The sequence below is a fragment of the Nocardia amamiensis NBRC 102102 genome, from assembly GCF_001612745.1.
Classification (GTDB): Bacteria; Actinomycetota; Actinomycetes; order Mycobacteriales; family Mycobacteriaceae; genus Nocardia; species Nocardia amamiensis.
Map to the genome: position 1 here is coordinate 12,350 of NZ_BDBA01000104.1, position 17,956 is coordinate 30,305.

The following is a 17,956-nucleotide window of genomic DNA, read 5'->3' on the forward strand; positions in this document are numbered from 1 at the left end:
TCGGCATGATCCGGCCCGTTTTCCGTCGGGCGCCGCGCCGGGTCGTCGGTGGCGACCGCCATACTGGTCGAATGCTGGAGACCGCCGGGACCATGCGGAGGCTGCGTATGCGCACCGTCGCGGTCGTCCGGCGGGCCGAGAAGATCATCGACCTGAACTATGTCGGCCTTGTGGTCGCGACGGTGTTCTTCGCGCTGTCGGTGACGCCGTCGTTACTGCCGCGCGACTGGCTGTTCCAGGGCTTGATCAGCGGAATCAACGCCGCGATCGGATACGGGGTCGGCTGCCTGCTGGAGTGGCTGTTCCGGCTGTGGGTGCGTCCGCGGTTGAAGTTCTCCCCACCGCCCACCTGGGTGCGGTACACGGCGAAGTCGGCCATCCTGTTCAGCGCCGCGCTGAGCGCCGCACTCATGCTGGTGCAATCGGCGCGGTGGCAGCGCGAGATCACCGCGCTGATGGGGATGGCGGGCACCACCACCCCCGCCTACCTGCGTACCGGGCTGCTCAGCGTGGCCGTCGGCGCCGCAGCCGTCGCGGTGTACCGCACGGTGCGGGAGATCATCCTTTTCCTGGCTCGCCTGCTCAACCGGTGGGTGCGGGTGCCGCGCGAGCTGGCGCCTGCCGCCGGGTTCCTCGTTCTGGTGCTGCTCGCGGTCACGATCTTCAACGGTGTGGCGGTGCGAGCGTTCTTCGCGGTGGCGAACTCGGCGTTCAGCGTGCGCAACGACCACACCGCGGTGAACGCGGTTCAGCCGCAGCAACCGGAGCGCTCCGGCAGCCCGGTCTCGCTGGCGAAATGGGAGACACTCGGGTTCGAGGGGCGGTGGTTCGTCTCGCACGGTCCCACCGCCAGCCGGATCGCCTCGGTCACCGGCCGCCCCGCGAAAGAACCGATCCGGGCCTACGTGGGGCTGGAGTCTGTCGACGGCGACGAGAATCCGGCGGACCTGGCGGTGGCCGAGCTCGAGCGGACCGGGGCGTTCGACCGGCAGGTGCTCGTCGTGGTCACCACCACCGGAACCGGCTGGGTGAACGCGCTGGCCGCCGCGGCGATCGAGTACATGTACGACGGCGATTCCGCCATCGTGGCCACGCAGTACTCGTATCTGCCGAGCGTGCTGTCGTTCCTGGCCGACCGCGGCAAGGCCGCCGCGGCGGGCAAGGAATTGTTCGACGCGGTGTACCAGCACTGGGCCGCGCGCCCGCCGCAGCAGCGACCCAAACTGCTCGTGTACGGGGAGAGTCTGGGCTCGCAGGGGTCCGAGGCGGCATTCGACGGGCTGGCCGATCTGCGGGCCAAGGTGGACGGGGCGCTGTGGGTCGGCCCGCCGAACTCCAACCGGCTGTGGCAGCAGTTCGTCGAGCGCCGCGATCCCGGTTCGGACGAGGTCGAGCCGGTGTACGCGGACGGTCTCGTGGTCCGGTTCGCCTCCGACGCCGCCGACCTGGCCCGGCCCCGCTCGGAATGGCGGCCGCCGCGCATCGCCTATCTGCAGCACGCGTCCGACCCGATCGTCTGGTGGTCGACGGATCTGATCTTCTCGCAACCGGATTGGCTTTCCGAGCCGCGCGGCTCGGACGTGTCCTCGCAGATGCGCTGGTGGCCGTTCGTCACCTTCTGGCAGGTCGCCGCCGACCTCACCAACGCACAGGGCGTCACCGACGGGCACGGGCACCGCTACGGCAGCCTGGTGCTGGACGGTTGGGCGGCCATCGCGGCGCCGCCGGACTGGACCGCCGAGAGGTCCGAACGCATCCGGTCCGAGGTGGAGGTCACGGAGGACTACGAGCGGAAGATCAAGTGACCGGAACACGCCTCCCGGAAACGGTTGCGGCCGTGGCACTTCCGCTGGTCTGGAGCAACCTGGTCCTGCCCCGCCTCGGGCTCGGGGTGCGCGGCCGCACCGCCGCCAATGCCGGTTTCGCCACGGGATACGCGCTCGCGCTGCGCGGCGATCCGAACTGGTGCTCCAGGGACGGTGTGCGCTATGGGATGCTCACCGCTGGCGTGGTCGCCGCCGGTTATGGTGCGGCCCTTGCCTTTCCATCGGCGCGAAGGTTCGTTGGGGCGATCGCCGACCGAGGGCCGGGAGTGTCGACGGTGGAGTGGGTCGCCGTTCACATCCCGATCGGCACCGTCTACAGCGAAGAACTAGTGTTCCGCGGCACCCTGGATCCCCTGCTGGACCAGGCTTTCGGCGCACGGGCGGGCGCGCTGCTCAGCGCGGCGACCTTCGGCCTCTGGCACATCGCGCCGGCACGCGCGGCGGGCGACAGCGTGCCGGCCACCATCGCCATGACAACGGCGGGCGGTCTGATCTTCAGCTGGCTGCGCCGCCGCACCGGAAGCGCCACCGCCCCGGCCCTGGCTCACCTGGCGATGAACGCAGGCGGAGCGATTGCCCCCCGCTTGGCGCGCCGTCTCGCAGGTTCTTTCGGCGAACGCTGAGTGGTGCGGGGCGATCCCGCCCTCATCGTTTCACGCATCGTTGCCATCCCGGCACGCTCGCGCTCGGCATCGTGCGCTGGCCCCGACTGAACTCGGCCAACTTGGGTCACCACTGCGCTCGCCGCGGAACACACCGCGATCCGGAAGTAATCGGACATCTCCCCGGTGACAACGCGGGCGTTGGGCCGGCCACCGATGGCATACCGCGTGCCCCGCCGGAATGGGCGTGCTCGGCGCAATCAGCCCAACTGATCAGTTGCTGGCGAAGACATGCTTGCGCACAGTGTTCCTATATAGGTACATTGTTCGCATAGCGCGAACAATGTGCGCAACGACAGATGGGAAGTAAGCGATGTCGAACTCGGTGAGCTGGGACCAGACGGGCGCGTGGCAGGTGCGTGGGAGCTGGGGAAGTACGAACTCGGCGGGGCGCAGGTTCTCCGTGGCGCGCTGGCAGACGCGGCTGGACGAACTGCGGGCCGAGCATCACGTGCCGGGCGCGTCGCTGGCGGTACTGGTCGACGGGCAGGTCTACGAACTCGCCAGCGGCGTCCTGCATCGCGGGACCGGAGTGCCGGTTACCACCGATTCGGTGTTTCTGTGCGGTTCGATCGCCAAGGTGTACACCGCGACGCTGATCATGCGACTGGTGGACGCGGGCAAGCTCGAGCTCGACGCGCCGGTGACGGACGTGCTGCCGGAGTTCGCCACTCCCGACCCGGAGGCGACGGCGACGATCACCATCCGGCAGCTGCTCAGCCACACCGGCGGCGTCACCAACGATTTCAACCACGACACCGGGCGAGGCGACGACTGCCTGGCCGCATACGTCCACGCGGCACGGGATGTCGCGCTGGACTGCGCACCCGGGACGGCCATGTCGTACGGCAGCCTCGGCTACGTGGTGCTCGGTCGCGTCGTCGAGGTGCTCACCGGAAAGACCTGGGACCAAGCGGTGCACGACATGCTCGCCGCGCCACTCGGGCTGGATCACCTGGTGACGCTGCCCGAACAGGCGCTGCGGTTCCGCGTCGCGATGAGCCACCTCGGCGCGGCGGGCGTCGACCCGGATCCCGCACCGGAGTGGGACGCGATGCCCCGCAGTGTCGCGCCCGCAGCGCGGGTGATCAGCTCGGCCGGTGACATGGTCCGATTCGCCCACATGCATCTCGACGGCGGGCGCGGCGCCGACGGCGCCGAGGTGCTCTCCGCCGCGTCCGTCGCCGCAATGCAGCGGCGCGAGGTCGACGTCCCGGACAAGTGGACGGTCAGCGCCGACGGCTGGGGCCTCGGGTGGACCCTCTACGACTGGGACGGCGTCAAAGGATTCGGCCACGACGGCGCGGCGATCGGCCAGTACGCCTACCTGCGGGCGGTGCCGGAAGCGGGGGTCGCGGTGGCGCTGCTGACCAATGGCGGCGGCGCGCGCCAGCTCTATGCGGCCCTGCTACGCGAACTGCTCGCCGAGTTGGCGGATGTCCGCATCCCGGACGCGTTCGGCCCGGCCGACCCGCCGGTGGCGGTGGATATCGCGCCGTTCGTCGGAACCTACCGGCGCGCCGGGGTGGTCATCACCGTCACCAAGCGCGACGACGGCACCGGGCACATGCTGTATGAGTTCGTCGACGGCATGGCGGGTCTGTCGCCCGCCCTCAGCATGGACCTGACCCCGGTCGCGCCCACCGTGTTCGCCGCGTCCGGCGCGGGGCCGTCCTTCAGCGAGGACTACATGCCGGTGGTCTTCGCCACCCTCGCCGACGGCACCGAATGCTGCTACGTCGGTATGCGCGCTACCCCGAAACAAGCCGCCTGACCCTTCTCCGCAGTCGCCCGGATCCCCACGCCGTTCCCGAGCGTGGTGCCGGGCAACTGTGCTGAGCGGGTCTCGGGTGTCGGGACCGGGAAACCCCGGTTTGCCCACCGAACCGACGTAGCGGCCGAAGAACTGGACCATCTTGGCCTCGTTCGGGTTCACCACGGTCAGCCCAGTCGCGAAGAACAGCAGGACCACCACCACGACCGTCGCGGCGACCGCGCCGCCGATAGCGAGCGCGAAGTAAGGTCTGCTGGGTGGCGCGAGGGACGGTTGATCCGGCGGAGATGCGAGCGGCGGTGGCGGCAGTGAGCGGGTGGCTGCGCGACGAGTCGGCGGGCGCCCCCGCTCGGACCGAACTCGCGACAGCGGTGCGAACCACGGCGCGGTCGCTGGCGGCCTCGGCGCCCGGGCACTCGGTGGAGGTGCGGGTCCCGCCGTTCGTCGCGGTGCAGTGCATCGAGGGTCCCCGGCACACCAGGGGCACCCCGCCCAACGTGGTGGAGACCGACCCCCGGACGTGGCTGCTCCTGGCCACCGGCCTGCTCGACTTCGACGCCGCGGTCGACTCGGGTGCGGTCAGCGCGTCCGGTACCCGCGCGGCCGAAATAGGCCACTGGCTGCCGATCGCCCGGGCCGCGACGGCATAACTACCCGCCCCACCGGTCTGGGGGTGCGACCCACCTCGCGGCGGCATGCGCGCGTGCCGCCGACTCCGGGGCCGATCGCGATGGAAGCAGCATTGTCGCTCGCCGCCGCCCTGCGGGTTGTCGTCGACCCACGCGTCAGGCGCTACGCGGCAGCCGGGAAGGTCACGGAATAGCCTGTTGGCGAGGCGAATCGCCGCTGCGTAGCCACGGGCCGGTCGCTCTGCTCCGACGCGCTCGACAGTCAGGCAGTGGGCTGAGGCCGCCCCGCGAGCTTGCCTGCGCGGCTCTGCGGAAGCGCAAGTTTCGATCCCACTGTAGAGCCGAAGATCGGCCCACCGAGCCCAGCCGCGTGCCGGGCTTATGCTCAGGGCATGCTCGTAAACCGGTCGAGCAGTGCCGTCTTGATGCCGGGGCGAGAGCCGAAGACGAGCGTGAACGCCGCCTCGCGCAAGGAGCGTTCGGCCGACGTGCCGCGGGTGATCGCGGTGCTGCCGGTGGCGGTGAACAGGGCGGACGCGGCACGCATCGCCAGTTCGGAGGCCCGGGCGCGCGTGAGGTAGACATCGGCGCTCCCGCTGAGCGAGGCGTCCAGCTCCGTGCGGATCGCACCGCGCTCCGTGGCGAGCGCGGTGGTATCGATGCCGAGCTGATCGAGCTCGGCGAGGCAGCGGCGCACGATCCCGAGCGCGAGCGAACCGTTGCGCCACGCCGCCACGACGAACGACGCGTGGAACGATTTCAGGGAAAGCCGGTTGTCCACCGCCGAATCCGGGACGCGCAGACCCTCGAACCGCGCGGTCACGGTGCGGCTGGCGTCCGCGGCGGTGAGCGGAATCGGCCGCACCGACAGCCGCGGGCTCTCCTCGGCGGGCACGATCACGCTGATCAGCGATTGGTCGTCGGCAGCGTCCCGTGCGACGACGCCGACCACGTCCACCATGCCCCATCCGGTGATGAAAGGCGCCTTCCCCTCGATGGCGAACCCGCCGTCCATCCGGTGCGCGACGAGTGCGGGTTGTTCGGCAGCACCCGCATAGGTCACCCCGGAACGCACCCGGCCCGCCCTCAGGTCCGCGCTGAAGCGCTCGCGCAGTGCGACATTCGGTGAGCTCGCCACCCGGCGGGCCACCCCGAGATGCTGCGCCCAGACGAACGACGTGGCCAGGCAGCCCGCCACGAGCATCTCACCGACCTCGGTGAACGCGGCCAGGTCGATGTCCTCCCGCATCGAGATGCCGTAGAACCCCGCCTCGGCCAGCGCGTCGAAATGCGCCTGCGGTATCTCGCCGTCGCGGTCGACGGCGCTCGCGTGCGGCGCGAGCACCTCGTCGGTCAGTCTGCGGGCCCGTTCGATCCACGAAGTCACGTCGACCATCATTCCGGCCGCGGGCCGCTCACGCTTGGACGCGGTTGCGCCGCTCCAGCCCCTTGCGGTCGTAGAAGCGGGTGACCGCCGCGCCGAACACCAGCCCGATGGTGAGCCCGAGCACCGCCATCCACACCCCGCGGGTGAGTCCGGCGTCGAAGTTCGCGTCGAAGTACAGAATCGACCGCACGCCGAGGAAGACCTGGTGCATGGGTTCGAACGAGGCCAGCCACCCGAAGTACCGCGGCGTCGCCTCGATCGGCACGGTGCCACCGGAGGACGGCAGGCCCAGGATGACGAACAGGATCAGGTTCACCAGCAACCCCGCCGACCCGATCGCCGCCAGCATGGACAGCCCGGTCACGCCCACCGCGATCATGGCCAGCGCGCTGTAGAGGAACAGTGCGAGCGGATTGCCGATCGGCATGTCCAGCAGCGTGCCGACGATCAGGAGCACCCCAGCGACGATGTTCGCCGCCAGCACCAGCACGCCCCATTTGATCAGCAGCGTCCTGAACCGCGAGATCGGCGTCGGCGGATAGTGCACGTACCACGGTCCGTACTCGGTGGGTACGAAACCGAGCTGGGCGTCGATCATGGTGTGAATGACCATCGCGCCCACCACTCCGGCCAGCAGCAACAGCAGCGCGTAGAAGAACGCGGTGAGGCCTTGACCGGTGCCGTCGGGCAACGGGTGGTACTGCTGCACGACCACCTGGACCGGCGAGGCGAGCGCGACCCTGGTCGCGCCGGACAGTTCGGGTGCGGGCGGGCCGCCGGGCCGCGGTGCCAGCTGCGCGTTGACCTGATCGGTCAGCTGCCTGCCGACCTCTTTGTTCACCTCGGTCAGCGCCTGGTCGCCGATCCGGAGCACGATCTGGGTGCCGAACGCACCCGTGCGCGGGTTCGTCTGCACCGTGATGATGGGCCGCTGGATGTCACCCGGTATGACGCTGCCCACACCGAGAATGCCGACGAGCTTGCTGAAGTCGCTCGGGATGACGATCGCGCCGTATACCTGCCCGGACTGCATCTGCCGCTCCGCCTCGGTAATACCGATCACGCGCAGGTCGACCTTGTCGGACGGCACGCGTTGCGTCAGTGCTTCGGTGATCTGGTTGCCGAAGTTCACCTGCCTGCGCTCGGCCCCGCTGCCGATGACGTCCCCGACGTCCTGGTTGACCAGGGCGATGGGGAAATCGTGCAGGTTCTTCTCCGGATCGACGACGTAGTCGAGGTACATGATGCCGAGCAGCGCGGTCAGCAGGGTCAGCACGGTGAGGGGGAACAGCACCATTCGAGGCCATGGCCTGCGGTCCTGGGGCGTGTCCGACCCCGGCTTCTGCACGTCGTCCGTCGTCGTCACGCTGCGCACGGTAACAGCCCGCGGTGGCGAAAATCTGTAGCTTCGGTCATCGGCGAATTGCTGCTCGGATGCGGTGGCGGTGCGAAGCCACAGGCGCGCACCCGTAGAATGAAATCTGCCCCCAGCCCGCCCGAACAGGGAGCAAACGGTGACCAACGCCGAACTGCCGGTCGACAGCACTTCCGCCACCTCGTTTTCCGCCCCGGACGCCGACGAGAACGAGCCGCGCGAGGAGTGCGGTGTGTTCGGAGTCTGGGCGCCGAGCGAAGAAGTGGCCAAGCTCACGTACTACGGCCTGTATGCATTGCAGCACCGCGGGCAGGAGGCGGCGGGCATCGCGGTGTCGGACGGCTCGCAGATCCTGGTCTTCAAGGATCTCGGTCTGGTCAGCCAGGTATTCGACGAGCAGACCCTGGCCGCCATGCCCGGTCACATCGCGGTAGGCCACTGCCGCTACTCCACCACCGGTGGGGTGACCTGGGAGAACGCTCAGCCCATCTTCCGTACCACTGCGGTTGGTTCCGGACTTGCGTTGGGGCACAACGGGAATCTCGTCAACACCGCCGAATTGGCCGGTCGCGCACGTGAACTCGGCCTGCTCGGCGCTTCGGTGCGCGGCGGACGTCCGCAGCCCGCCGCGGCGACCTCCGATTCCGACGTGGTCACGGCCCTGCTCGCGCACGCCGCGGCCGATTCCAGCATCGAGCAGGCCGCGATGGAGCTGCTGCCCACGTTGAAGGGCGCGTTCTGCCTGACTTTCATGGACGAGCACACCCTCTACGCGGCGCGCGACCCGCACGGCGTGCGCCCGCTGTGCCTGGGCAGGCTGGAGCGTGGCTGGGTCGTTGCCAGCGAGACCGCCGCGCTGGACATCGTCGGCGCCGCGTTCGTCCGGGAGATCGAGCCCGGCGAACTGCTGGCGATCGACGCCGACGGCGTGCGCTCGATGCGCTTCGCCAACCCGGAGCCCAAGGGCTGCGTCTTCGAGTACGTGTACCTGGCCAGGCCGGACAGCACCATCGCGGGCCGGTCGGTGCACGCCACCCGGGTGGAGATCGGCCGCCGTCTGGCGAAGGAGCATCCGGTCGAGGCGGATCTGGTGATCCCGGTCCCCGAGTCGGGCACGCCTGCCGCGGTCGGCTACGCCCAAGGTTCGGGTGTGCCCTACGGCCAGGGCCTGATGAAGAACGCCTATGTGGGGCGCACGTTCATCCAGCCGAGCCAGACCATCCGTCAGCTGGGCATCCGGCTGAAGCTCAACCCGCTGCGCGAGGTCATCCGTGGCAAGCGCCTGATCGTCGTGGACGACTCGATCGTGCGCGGCAACACCCAGCGCGCGCTGGTTCGCATGCTGCGCGAGGCGGGCGCGCTGGAGATCCACGTGCGGATCGCCTCGCCCCCGGTGAAGTGGCCGTGCTTCTACGGCATCGACTTCGCCTCCCGCGCGGAGCTGATCGCCAATGGCGCCGGTACCGAGAACGATGTCGCGGACATGGTCGAGGGCGTGCGCCGGTCGATCGGCGCCGACACCCTCGGCTACATCTCCATCGAGGGCATGATCGCCGCGACCGAGCAGCCGCGTTCCCGGCTGTGCTCGGCGTGCTTCGACGGCGACTATCCGATCCCGCTGCCCACCGAGGCGGCCATCGGCAAGAACGTGCTGGAGGGCATGCTGACCGGCCAGTCCGAGGCAATGCTGTTGAGCGAGAACGCGAATGCGAGCGCGCTGAGCCGTCCGTGACCGCGGACGATCGCTGATCCCCTCGGCCACTCGTGCCGGTGGCTCCCTCTTGCCGAGAGTTGGTGGACACAACCTCGGTGGTCGGTTGGTGGTTTCGTCCGGCTACTCCTTGGGTACAGTTTTCGACTGTCGCGCACCGTGATGTGGCGTACTCGAGACATCGCGTTCCAGGGTCTCCAGCAATCCTGGACGTACGACCGATTTTTCGGCCGCGTCATGGCCACGAGGCATAACACCTGCTGACGACGCGGCTGTTTTTTCTTCGAAAACGTAACGTGCCGAAAATGCTTCGTAGGTACGGTGCCGATCAGATCGGAAGTTCACCCGTGTCCGCACCGGGCCTGCGATCCAGGGGAACGCGGTGCGGCGCTCGAGAAGTGGGGCCGTGATGAGGGATTCGAGGATTGGGCGACGGACCGGGGCGCGTACCATCGCGGCCGTCGGCTTGGTGGCGTTGGTGGCGTCGATGGTGGCGGGCTGCGGTTCCGGCAGAACCGGTGACGGCGGCGGCGCCGGATTGGTGGCCGGCACCACCGACAAGATCTTTTCGCTCGACCCGGCCGCCGCCTATGACAATGGGTCGCTGGTCGCCGAAACGCAGATCTACCAATACCTGCTCAATTTCGCGCCCGGCGACGCGACCCCGCGGCCGGATGCGGCGCAGAAGTGCGAGTTCACCGCGCCGACGGTGTACACGTGCACCTTGAAAGAGGGCCTGAAGTTTGCCAACGGCAACCCCTTGACCGCGACCAGTGTCAAGTTCTCCTTCGACCGGATGCTGCGGATCAACGATCCGAACGGGCCCGCGTCGCTGCTGGGCAACCTGGAGAAGACCGACGTAGTCGACCCGCGCACAGTCGCTTTCACGCTGAAGGTGGCCAATGACCAGACCTTCCCCGCCATCCTGCCCACCCAGGCCGGACCGATCGTCGACGAGAAGGTGTACGCGCCCGACAAGGTGATGGCGGACGAGGAGGTGGTGCGGGCCAAGGGGTACTCCGGCCCGTACACCATCGCGAGCTACGACAAGAACAAGCTGGTCGAGTACCAGGCGTTCGCCGACTACAACGGCATTCTCGGCACCCCGAAAACCAAGACGGTGTCGACCAAGTACTACGCCACCACCGACAACATGAAGCTGGACCTGCAGAACGGGTCGCTCGACGTCGGATACCGGTCCTTCACGCCCACCGACATCGAATCGCTGCGGGGCGACCGCAAGGTCACCGTGCACGAGGGCCCAGGCGGCGAGCTGCGCTACATCGTGTTCAACCTGAACACCATGCCGGGCGGCACGCCTGAGCAGAAGCTGGCCGTACGCAAGGCTGTCGCTGCCACCGTCGACCGGGCGGCGCTGGCCGACGGCGTCTACAAGAACACCTATCTGCCCGCGTATTCATCCGTGCCGCAGGGCATGCCGGGCGCGGCGGAGCCGTTCAAAGACATCTACGGCGCCAAGCCCAGCAAAGACCGGGCGGCAAATTTCCTCGCCGACGCCGGCGTCGCGACACCGGTCGAGCTCAACCTGCAATACAACCCCGACCACTACGGCTCCAGCAGCTCCGAGGAATACGCGGCGATCAAGTCGCAGCTGGAGGCCAGCGGGCTGTTCCGGGTCAACCTGCAATCCACCGAGTGGGTCACCTACCAGAGGGAACGCGCGCGCGACGCGTACCCGCTCTACCAGTTCGGTTGGTTCCCGGACTTCCCGGACCCGGACAACTACCTCAGCCCGTTCTTCGGTCCGAACAACTTCCTGCAGTCGCATTTCGAGGACCCGGGCATCTCCGCGCAGCTGATCGCCGAGGCGACCCAGCCGGACAAGGACCAGCGGATGGAGCAGATCAGGCAGGTACAGCGTGATCTGGCGCAGAACTTCCTGCCGATCGTCCCGCTGCTGTCCGGCAAGCAGATCGCGGTATCGGGCAACGATGTGCAGGGCGTCGAGCAGACGCTCGACTCGTCGTTCAAGTTCCGCTATACGGTGCTGAGCAAGTGAGTTCCGGCGACACCGCCGGGCCCGGGACGACAGCGCCGGAAACGGCGCCGGCCCGGGCCCGGCGCCTCGGCTTGCCGCGAACGGCCAAGGGCGGTGCCGATTCTCGGTACTCCGCGCTGCTGCGCTACCTGGGCGTGCGCCTGCTGCTGATTCCGGTGACCGCGTGGATCCTGGTGACGGTCGTGTTCTTCCTGATGCGCGTGGTCGGCGATCCGATCAGCGCAGCGCTGGGCGGGCGCATGACGCAGGAGCAGATCGAGGCGCGCAAAGAGGCGGCCGGATTGAACCGGCCGATCCTGGCCCAGTACTGGGACTACCTCTCCGGGCTCATGCGGGGGGACCTCGGTCGCTCCCAGGACAACCGGGAGATCAGCGAGGTCGTCGTGACCTATGGCGCGGCCTCGCTGGAACTGGTGTGCTGGGCGCTGGTCGTCGCGTTCGCGATCGGCATCCCACTGGGGAGATATGCCGCGACCCACCGGGATTCGGCCGCCGATACGGGTCTGCGGTTGCTGGCCATCCTGTTCTACGCCGCGCCGGTGTTCTTCGTCGGCTTGCTGCTGAAACTGGTGTTCGCGGTCGAGCTGGGCTGGTTGCCGGTGGCGGGCCGGGCCAGTACCAATGTCGAACTCCAACTGCAGCACGTTTCACCCAAGACCAACATCATGGTGATCGACGCGATCCTCTACGGCGACACCGGATACCTGGTCGACGTGCTGAAACACGCCGTGCTGCCGGCCATCGCGCTCGGCTTGCTGACCGCGGGCATCTTCTTACGACTCGTGCGGATCAACTTGATCCAGACGCTGCGCGCCGACTACGTGGACGCCGCACGGGCGCGCGGCCTGTCCCGCCGGGTCGTGACCGGGCGACATGCCTTCCGCAACGCGATGATCCCGATCGTCACAGTGATGGGCATGCAGATCGCCATGATGCTCGGCGCCTCGGTGCTCACCGAGACGACGTTCGAATGGAAAGGACTCGGCTACCAGCTCGCGTCGTATCTGTCGGCGCGGGACTTCATCGCCGTGCAGGGCATCGTCGCGTTCATCGCACTCATCGTGGCGGTGATGAGCTTCGTTGTGGACGTCCTGGTAGCGCTGATCGATCCGAGGGTGAGGTTCTGATGACCGCGCCGGAACTGCTGAACGAACCGGTGCTCGCGCCGCCGGTGCCGCGCCGGGGCGTGCCTGGCCTGCGGTTGTTCTCGATGACCGCGGGATTGCAGCGCGCGACGCTGATTCTCGGGCTCGCCTTGGTCGGCGTCTTCGTGCTGGCCGCGCTCTTCGCGCCGCTGATCGCGCCGTACGGATTCGCCCAGAGCGCTGCCGACGGCGTCGATTTCGCTCGTCAGCAGGCGCCGTCGGCCGAGCATTGGTTCGGCACCTCGGTGCGTGGGGAAGACGTGTTCTCCAGGGTGATCTACGGTGCTCGCACCGCGCTGTGGGTGATCGCGATCTCGCTGGTGCTCTCGCTGCTGATCGGTGTGCCGCTGGGGTTGCTGTCCGGCTATGTCGGCCGCTGGCCGGATCGGATGCTGGTGCTGTTCATGGACGCGATGTACGCCTTTCCGACGCTGCTGCTGGCGATCGTGGTGTCCATCGTGGTCGCGGGTGGGCGCTCGACAAGTCTGGGCGGTGTGCTGTCCGCCGCGGTGGCGATCACGGCGGTATTCGTGCCGCAATACTTCCGGGTGGTGCGCAATGCGACGGTGGCGGTGAAGCAGGAGCCGTATGTCGACGCCGCGCGCGTGACCGGCGCGTCGACGACCCGAATCCTGTTCCGGCACATCCTCGCCAACGTCACCCAGTCGCTGCCGGTGATCATCACCCTGAACGGGTCGGAGGCCATCCTCACCCTGGCCGGTCTGGGATTCCTCGGTTTCGGCATCGAACCGACGCAGGCCGCGGAATGGGGCTTCGACCTGAACAAGGCGCTGCCGGACGTATCCAACGGCATCTGGTGGACCGGCATCTTCCCCGGTGTCGCCATCGTGCTCGTCGTGCTGGGTATGACGCTGGTCGGCGAGAGCCTCAACGAAGTGCTCAACCCGGTTCTGCGCACCCGCCGGGCCGTCGCGACCGGCGCTGCCCCGAGTGCCGCCGCCGAGCAGCCCGAAGCCGTTCCGGGCGTGCAGGACGGAGTCGGTGGGAAGGACATGACCAATGCCTGAGTCATCCACGGTGGAGCGGGACCGCCCTGCCCTGTCGATCGAATCGCTGTCGGTCACCTTCGCCACCGACGCTGGGCCCGTGCACGCGGTCACCGACGTGTCCTACGAGGTCTATCCCGGCGAAGTGCTGGCCATTGTCGGGGAATCCGGCTCCGGGAAGTCGGTGAGCTCGCGGACGGCGATGGGGTTGTTGCCGCAGACCGCGTCGGTACGCGGCCTGGTCACCCTGGGCACCGAACGGATCACCGCGATGAGCGAGCGGCAGCTCACGGCCCTGCGCGGCGGCGCGATCTCGATGGTGTTCCAGGAGCCGGGTCTGGCGCTGGACCCGTTGTTCACGGTGGGCTTCCAGATCGGCGAGGCGCTGCGGGCACACACCGATCTGAGCAAGAAGGCCGCTGCGACGCGTGCGGTCGAGTTGTTGCGGACGGTCGGGTTGCCGGATCCGGAGCACCGGGTGGATTACTACCCGCACCAGCTCTCCGGCGGGCAGAAGCAACGCGTGATGATCGCCATCGCCATCGCCTGCGAGCCCAAGGTGATCATCGCCGACGAGCCGACCACCGCGCTCGATGTCACGGTGCAGGCCGAGATCCTCGCGCTGCTCCGCGATTTGCGGGACCGGATCGGCAGCGCGATCATCCTGATCACCCACAACATGGGCGTGGTCGCCGACATCGCCGACCGCGTTGTGGTGATGCGCGACGGCGCCGTGGTCGAGCAGGCGCCGGTGGACGAGCTGTTCGCGAGCCCCAAGGCGGAGTACACCCGCTCCTTGCTGGCCGCGGTACCGCACCTGGGCACCGCACAGATCGACCACGGCCCGGCCGACTCCGCGCACACCGAAGGCGAGCCGGTGCTCGAGGTCCGCGATCTGGTGGTCGAGTTCCCCGGGCCGTTCGGTCGCCCGAGCTTCCGCGCGGTGGACGAGGTGAGCCTGCACATCGGACCCGGCCAGACCCTCGGCCTGGTCGGCGAGTCCGGGTCGGGCAAGTCGACCATCGGCCGCTGCGTCGCGGCCCTGCAACGGCCGACCTCCGGGATGGTGCGGGTGCGCGGGCAGGACATCGTGGGGCTTTCACAGCGCAAGCTGCGGCCGATCCGGCGACGGTTCGGATTCGTGTTCCAGGACCCGGCCAGCTCGCTGAACCCCCGGCTCACCGTGGGCGACTGCGTAGCCGAACCGCTGATCGTGCACAAGACCGGCACCTCGGCGCAGATTCGCACCAGGGTGCGCGGGCTGCTCGACGACGTGCGGCTGCCCGCGGGCGCCGAACACCGGTACCCGCATGAGCTGTCCGGTGGGCAACGTCAGCGCGCCAGCCTGGCCCGCGCCTTGGTGCTCGACCCGGACCTGCTCGTCGCCGACGAGCCGACCAGCGCGCTGGACGTCTCGGTGCAGGCCGCGGTGCTGGAACTGTTCGGGCAACTCCAGCGCGAATGCGGCTGGGCGTGCCTGTTCATCAGCCACGATCTCGCTGTGGTCGATCAGCTCGCCGACCGGATCGTGGTGCTGCGCAACGGGGCGGTGGTGGAGCACGGCGACCGGGACCGCATTCTGCGGGCTCCGCGGGAGGAGTACACCCGCCGCCTGGTGGCCGCGGTGCCGGTGCCCGACCCGGCGCAGCAGCGTCGCCGCCGGGAACGAACGGCCGGATTGTTCGACCTGGACGAGTTGGACTGATGGCCCGTATTACGGTTCGCTCTGCCCTATTGTCAAGAGGGCGAGCCAACACCGGTGCGGGGTCGTTATCCGGCTCCGGTAGCGTGAGCAGGCATCTATCCGCCGATTCGGTTTGGAGCTTTCCCCGACAATGACTGAACAGACCCCCAGTGGTGGTGCCTCGTACGCCGCGGCAGGCGTGGACATCGAGGCGGGTGATCGCGCCGTCGAGTTGTTCGGGCCATTGGCGAAGAAGGCGACCCGGCCCGAGGTTCAAGGCGGCCTCGGCGGCTTCGCCGGGCTGTTCGCGCTGAAGGGTGGCTATCGGGAACCGCTGCTGGCCGCCTCCACCGACGGCGTCGGCACCAAGATCGCGGTGGCGCAGGCGATGGACAAGCACGACACCATCGGCCTCGACCTGGTCGCGATGGTCGTCGACGACCTCGTCGTCTGCGGTGCGGAGCCGCTGTTCCTGCAGGATTACATCGCGATCGGGAAGGTCGTTCCGGAGAAGGTCGCCGAACTCGTCTCCGGTATCGCCGAAGGTTGCGTGCGCGCCGGTTGCGCTCTGCTCGGCGGCGAGACGGCCGAGCATCCCGGGTTGATGGACCCCGACGACTACGACCTGTCCGCGACCGGTGTCGGCGTGGTCGAGGCCGACGCGGTGCTCGGGCCGGACCGGGTCCGCCCCGGCGACGTGGTGATCGCCATGGGCTCCTCGGGCCTGCACTCCAACGGCTACAGCCTGGCCCGCAAGGTGCTGCTCGACATCGACCGCATGTCGCTCACCGGGCATGTCGAGGAATTCGGCCGCACGCTCGGCGAGGAACTGCTGGAGCCGACCAGGATCTACGCCAAGGACTGCCTCGCGCTGATCGCGGAGACCGACGTGCGCACATTCGCCCATGTCACCGGCGGCGGTTTGGCGGCCAACCTGGCCAGGGTGCTGCCCGCGGGCATCGTCGCCGAGCTGGATCGCGGCACCTGGAACCCGGCGCCGGTGTTCAAGATGATCGCCCAGCGCGGCCGGGTGGAACGGGCCGAGATGGAGAAGACGTTCAACATGGGCGTCGGCATGGTCGCCGTCGTCGCCCCGGAGGACGTGGACCGTGCGCTGGCCGTGCTGACCGCGCGGCACATCGAGTGCTGGACGCTCGGCACGGTCAAGAAGGCCAAGGACGCCGACGCGATGCGCGCCGTGCTGGTCGGCGAGCATCCGCGATTCTGACCTCGGCGGAACACACGCCAGAGTCCCGCATCTTCATCCGATGCGGGACTCTGGTGTATTGCAAGCCTTTTCGGCGCCAGTCCGGCAACCCGCGACAACGCTCGAAGGGGGAGGCCCGTCGGCCTCCCCCTTCAGACGTAATCCGAGTCAGCGGCGCCAGTCGTCGTAGTCGTCCTCATCCCAGCGGGACGAGGAGTCGTCCGCGTCGTGCTCATCGGACAGCACACCACTCCGCTGGGAGTTGGGGTGTCCCGAAAGCTCGCGCTGAAGGCTCGCGAAGTCGGTCGACGGCGAGCTGTACTTCAGCTCGCGTGCGACCTTGGTCTGCTTTGCCTTAGCCCGGCCACGGCCCATGGCTGACCCCCTCGCGTCACAGCGGGGCGGCCTGGGGTTTGGTGGCGGCCCCGTTCGAATTAATACTCTTCCTGACAGACACTTTAGCGTGTGTCTGCCGGTCTCGCTTCCAGGAGTGGGTGAAGAACTCCGGAACTGGTGCCGTTTGCCCGCTTGTCGCCCCGCGATCGAATCGCTACACGACCCCGGGGATCGCGCGGATCACACCGACTCGGGCGCCGCCGCCGAGCACCGCGGGTGCCGCGAGTTCCGCGTGCGCGTCGGTCCATTCGATTCCCATCCGATGCAGAACGGCCAGCGTCAGCGGCATCCGGGCGCGGTCGTGACCGTCATCGATCTTGTACGCGAAGGACGATCCGTCCGGCAGCGCTCCCGCGTGCACGCCGTCCGCACCGATCTTGCACACCAGCCCCGGGGTTGCCCGCATGGCGAGCAGGTCGGGACCGTTCGTGCCGGAAATCACGCGTGGATGAGCGCGGACGGCGTCGGCGACCCGGCGTTCCGGGGTGCCGGGTTCGGCGGTCGCCATGGTCGCGAACACCTTGGCCAGGTTCACCAGCGACACCGGGATGATCGGCAATCCGCAGCCGTCGATGCCGAGATCGGATTCCGGCTCGCCGGTCAGGTCGGCCACCGTGGCGATCACCGCGCGTTGCAACGGATGCGCCTGGTCGAGGTAGCCCTCGGTGGGCCAGCCGTTGACCGCGCAGGTCGCGAGCATCGCCGCGTGCTTGCCGGAGCAATTCATGTAGATGGGGTGCGGCTGCCCTCCGCCGGAGAGCGCTGCGGCGCGGGCACGCTCGTCGAATGGCAGGTCGGGTGGGCATGCGAGGGACGCTTCGGAGAACCCGAAGCGGTCGAGCAACCTGCGCACCAGCGCGATGTGGTCCGGCTCGCCGTGGTGTGAGGCGGTGGCGATGGCCAGCTCGGCGTCGTCGAGCGGTTGGAAACCGTTGCGCAGCATGGTGATCGCCTGCATCGGTTTGTTCGTCGAGCGCGGGAAGATCGGCACGTGCACCTCGCCGAGCGCCAGGGTGGGTTCGCCCTCGGCGTCGAGCACCACCACCGAGCCGCGGTGCACGCACTCGCGGAAACCCGAGCGGACGACTTCGACCAGTTCCACACTCACGACTGCGCCTCGCTGGCGCTCGGCT

The 17,956-nt window shown here is 68.5% G+C and carries 14 protein-coding genes and 1 pseudogene; 10 read left to right on the plus strand and 5 right to left on the minus strand.

The window, feature by feature from the left end:
- Positions 1-71: 71 nt before the first annotated feature.
- The 3 genes from NA4_RS19945 to NA4_RS19955 all read left to right on the plus strand — a co-directional run bounded on the left by NA4_RS19945 (position 72) and on the right by NA4_RS19955 (position 4,262).
- Positions 72-1,805 carry an alpha/beta hydrolase gene (locus NA4_RS19945; protein WP_067471870.1) on the plus strand — a complete coding sequence of 578 codons (1,734 nt, stop codon included), beginning with the start codon at positions 72-74 and terminating at the stop codon, positions 1,803-1,805.
- Positions 1,802-2,449 (plus strand): CPBP family intramembrane glutamic endopeptidase, encoded by a 648-nt coding sequence (locus NA4_RS19950; protein ID WP_067471873.1) that lies wholly within the window; start codon positions 1,802-1,804, stop codon positions 2,447-2,449. The genes NA4_RS19945 and NA4_RS19950 overlap by 4 nt, the downstream gene beginning before the upstream one ends.
- Before the next feature lie 352 nt (positions 2,450-2,801).
- Positions 2,802-4,262, plus strand: a complete 1,461-nt coding sequence (locus NA4_RS19955; protein ID WP_067471876.1) for a serine hydrolase domain-containing protein — start codon at positions 2,802-2,804, stop codon at positions 4,260-4,262.
- A 90-nt stretch (positions 4,263-4,352) separates the two neighbouring features.
- Here the strand turns inward: NA4_RS19955 and NA4_RS42680 are convergent.
- Positions 4,353-4,487, minus strand: a pseudogene (locus NA4_RS42680) (SPFH domain-containing protein); the annotation flags it as partial.
- Between the two features lie 62 nt (positions 4,488-4,549).
- On the opposite strand from NA4_RS42680, the gene NA4_RS19960 reads away from it, so the two are divergent.
- On the plus strand, positions 4,550-4,912 hold the full coding sequence (locus NA4_RS19960) for a sterol carrier family protein (protein ID WP_067471880.1): 363 nt from the start codon (positions 4,550-4,552) through the stop codon (positions 4,910-4,912).
- 364 nt (positions 4,913-5,276) lie between these two features.
- Here NA4_RS19960 and NA4_RS19965 read toward each other — a convergent pair whose 3' ends face one another.
- Positions 5,277-6,278 carry an acyl-CoA dehydrogenase family protein gene (locus NA4_RS19965; protein WP_067471901.1) on the minus strand — a complete coding sequence of 334 codons (1,002 nt, stop codon included), beginning with the start codon at positions 6,276-6,278 and terminating at the stop codon, positions 5,277-5,279.
- A 28-nt stretch (positions 6,279-6,306) separates the two neighbouring features.
- Positions 6,307-7,575, minus strand: a complete 1,269-nt coding sequence (locus NA4_RS19970) for a YhgE/Pip domain-containing protein (RefSeq protein ID WP_067471883.1) — start codon at positions 7,573-7,575, stop codon at positions 6,307-6,309.
- Positions 7,576-7,792: 217 nt separating this feature from the next.
- Here NA4_RS19970 and purF point away from each other — a divergent pair, with 217 nt between their 5' ends.
- The 6 genes from purF (at position 7,793) to purM (ending at position 16,448) form a co-directional block, all read left to right on the plus strand.
- Positions 7,793-9,385: an amidophosphoribosyltransferase gene (gene purF, locus NA4_RS19975; protein ID WP_067471886.1), complete on the plus strand. Its 1,593-nt coding sequence runs from the start codon at positions 7,793-7,795 to the stop codon at positions 9,383-9,385.
- Positions 9,386-9,851: 466 nt separating this feature from the next.
- On the plus strand, positions 9,852-11,384 hold the full coding sequence (locus NA4_RS19980; protein WP_067471904.1) for an ABC transporter substrate-binding protein: 1,533 nt from the start codon (positions 9,852-9,854) through the stop codon (positions 11,382-11,384).
- 134 nt (positions 11,385-11,518) lie between these two features.
- Positions 11,519-12,511 carry an ABC transporter permease gene (locus NA4_RS19985; RefSeq protein WP_084497260.1) on the plus strand — a complete coding sequence of 331 codons (993 nt, stop codon included), beginning with the start codon at positions 11,519-11,521 and terminating at the stop codon, positions 12,509-12,511.
- Positions 12,511-13,557, plus strand: a complete 1,047-nt coding sequence (locus NA4_RS19990; protein WP_084497259.1) for an ABC transporter permease — start codon at positions 12,511-12,513, stop codon at positions 13,555-13,557. Before NA4_RS19985 ends, NA4_RS19990 begins: the two co-directional genes overlap by 1 nt.
- Positions 13,550-15,241: an ABC transporter ATP-binding protein gene (locus NA4_RS19995; RefSeq protein WP_067471889.1), complete on the plus strand. Its 1,692-nt coding sequence runs from the start codon at positions 13,550-13,552 to the stop codon at positions 15,239-15,241. The genes NA4_RS19990 and NA4_RS19995 overlap by 8 nt, the downstream gene beginning before the upstream one ends.
- Before the next feature lie 130 nt (positions 15,242-15,371).
- Complete coding sequence (gene purM, locus NA4_RS20000; RefSeq protein ID WP_067471892.1) at positions 15,372-16,448, plus strand: phosphoribosylformylglycinamidine cyclo-ligase; 1,077 nt, start codon at positions 15,372-15,374, stop codon at positions 16,446-16,448.
- Between the two features lie 147 nt (positions 16,449-16,595).
- On the opposite strand, the gene NA4_RS20005 is transcribed toward purM, so the two are convergent.
- Both NA4_RS20005 and NA4_RS20010 read right to left on the minus strand, forming a co-directional pair.
- Positions 16,596-16,802 (minus strand): DUF3073 domain-containing protein, encoded by a 207-nt coding sequence (locus NA4_RS20005; protein WP_067471895.1) that lies wholly within the window; start codon positions 16,800-16,802, stop codon positions 16,596-16,598.
- A gap of 175 nt (positions 16,803-16,977) precedes the next feature.
- Positions 16,978-17,931 carry an asparaginase gene (locus NA4_RS20010; RefSeq protein ID WP_067471898.1) on the minus strand — a complete coding sequence of 318 codons (954 nt, stop codon included), beginning with the start codon at positions 17,929-17,931 and terminating at the stop codon, positions 16,978-16,980.
- Positions 17,932-17,956: the final 25 nt, after the last annotated feature.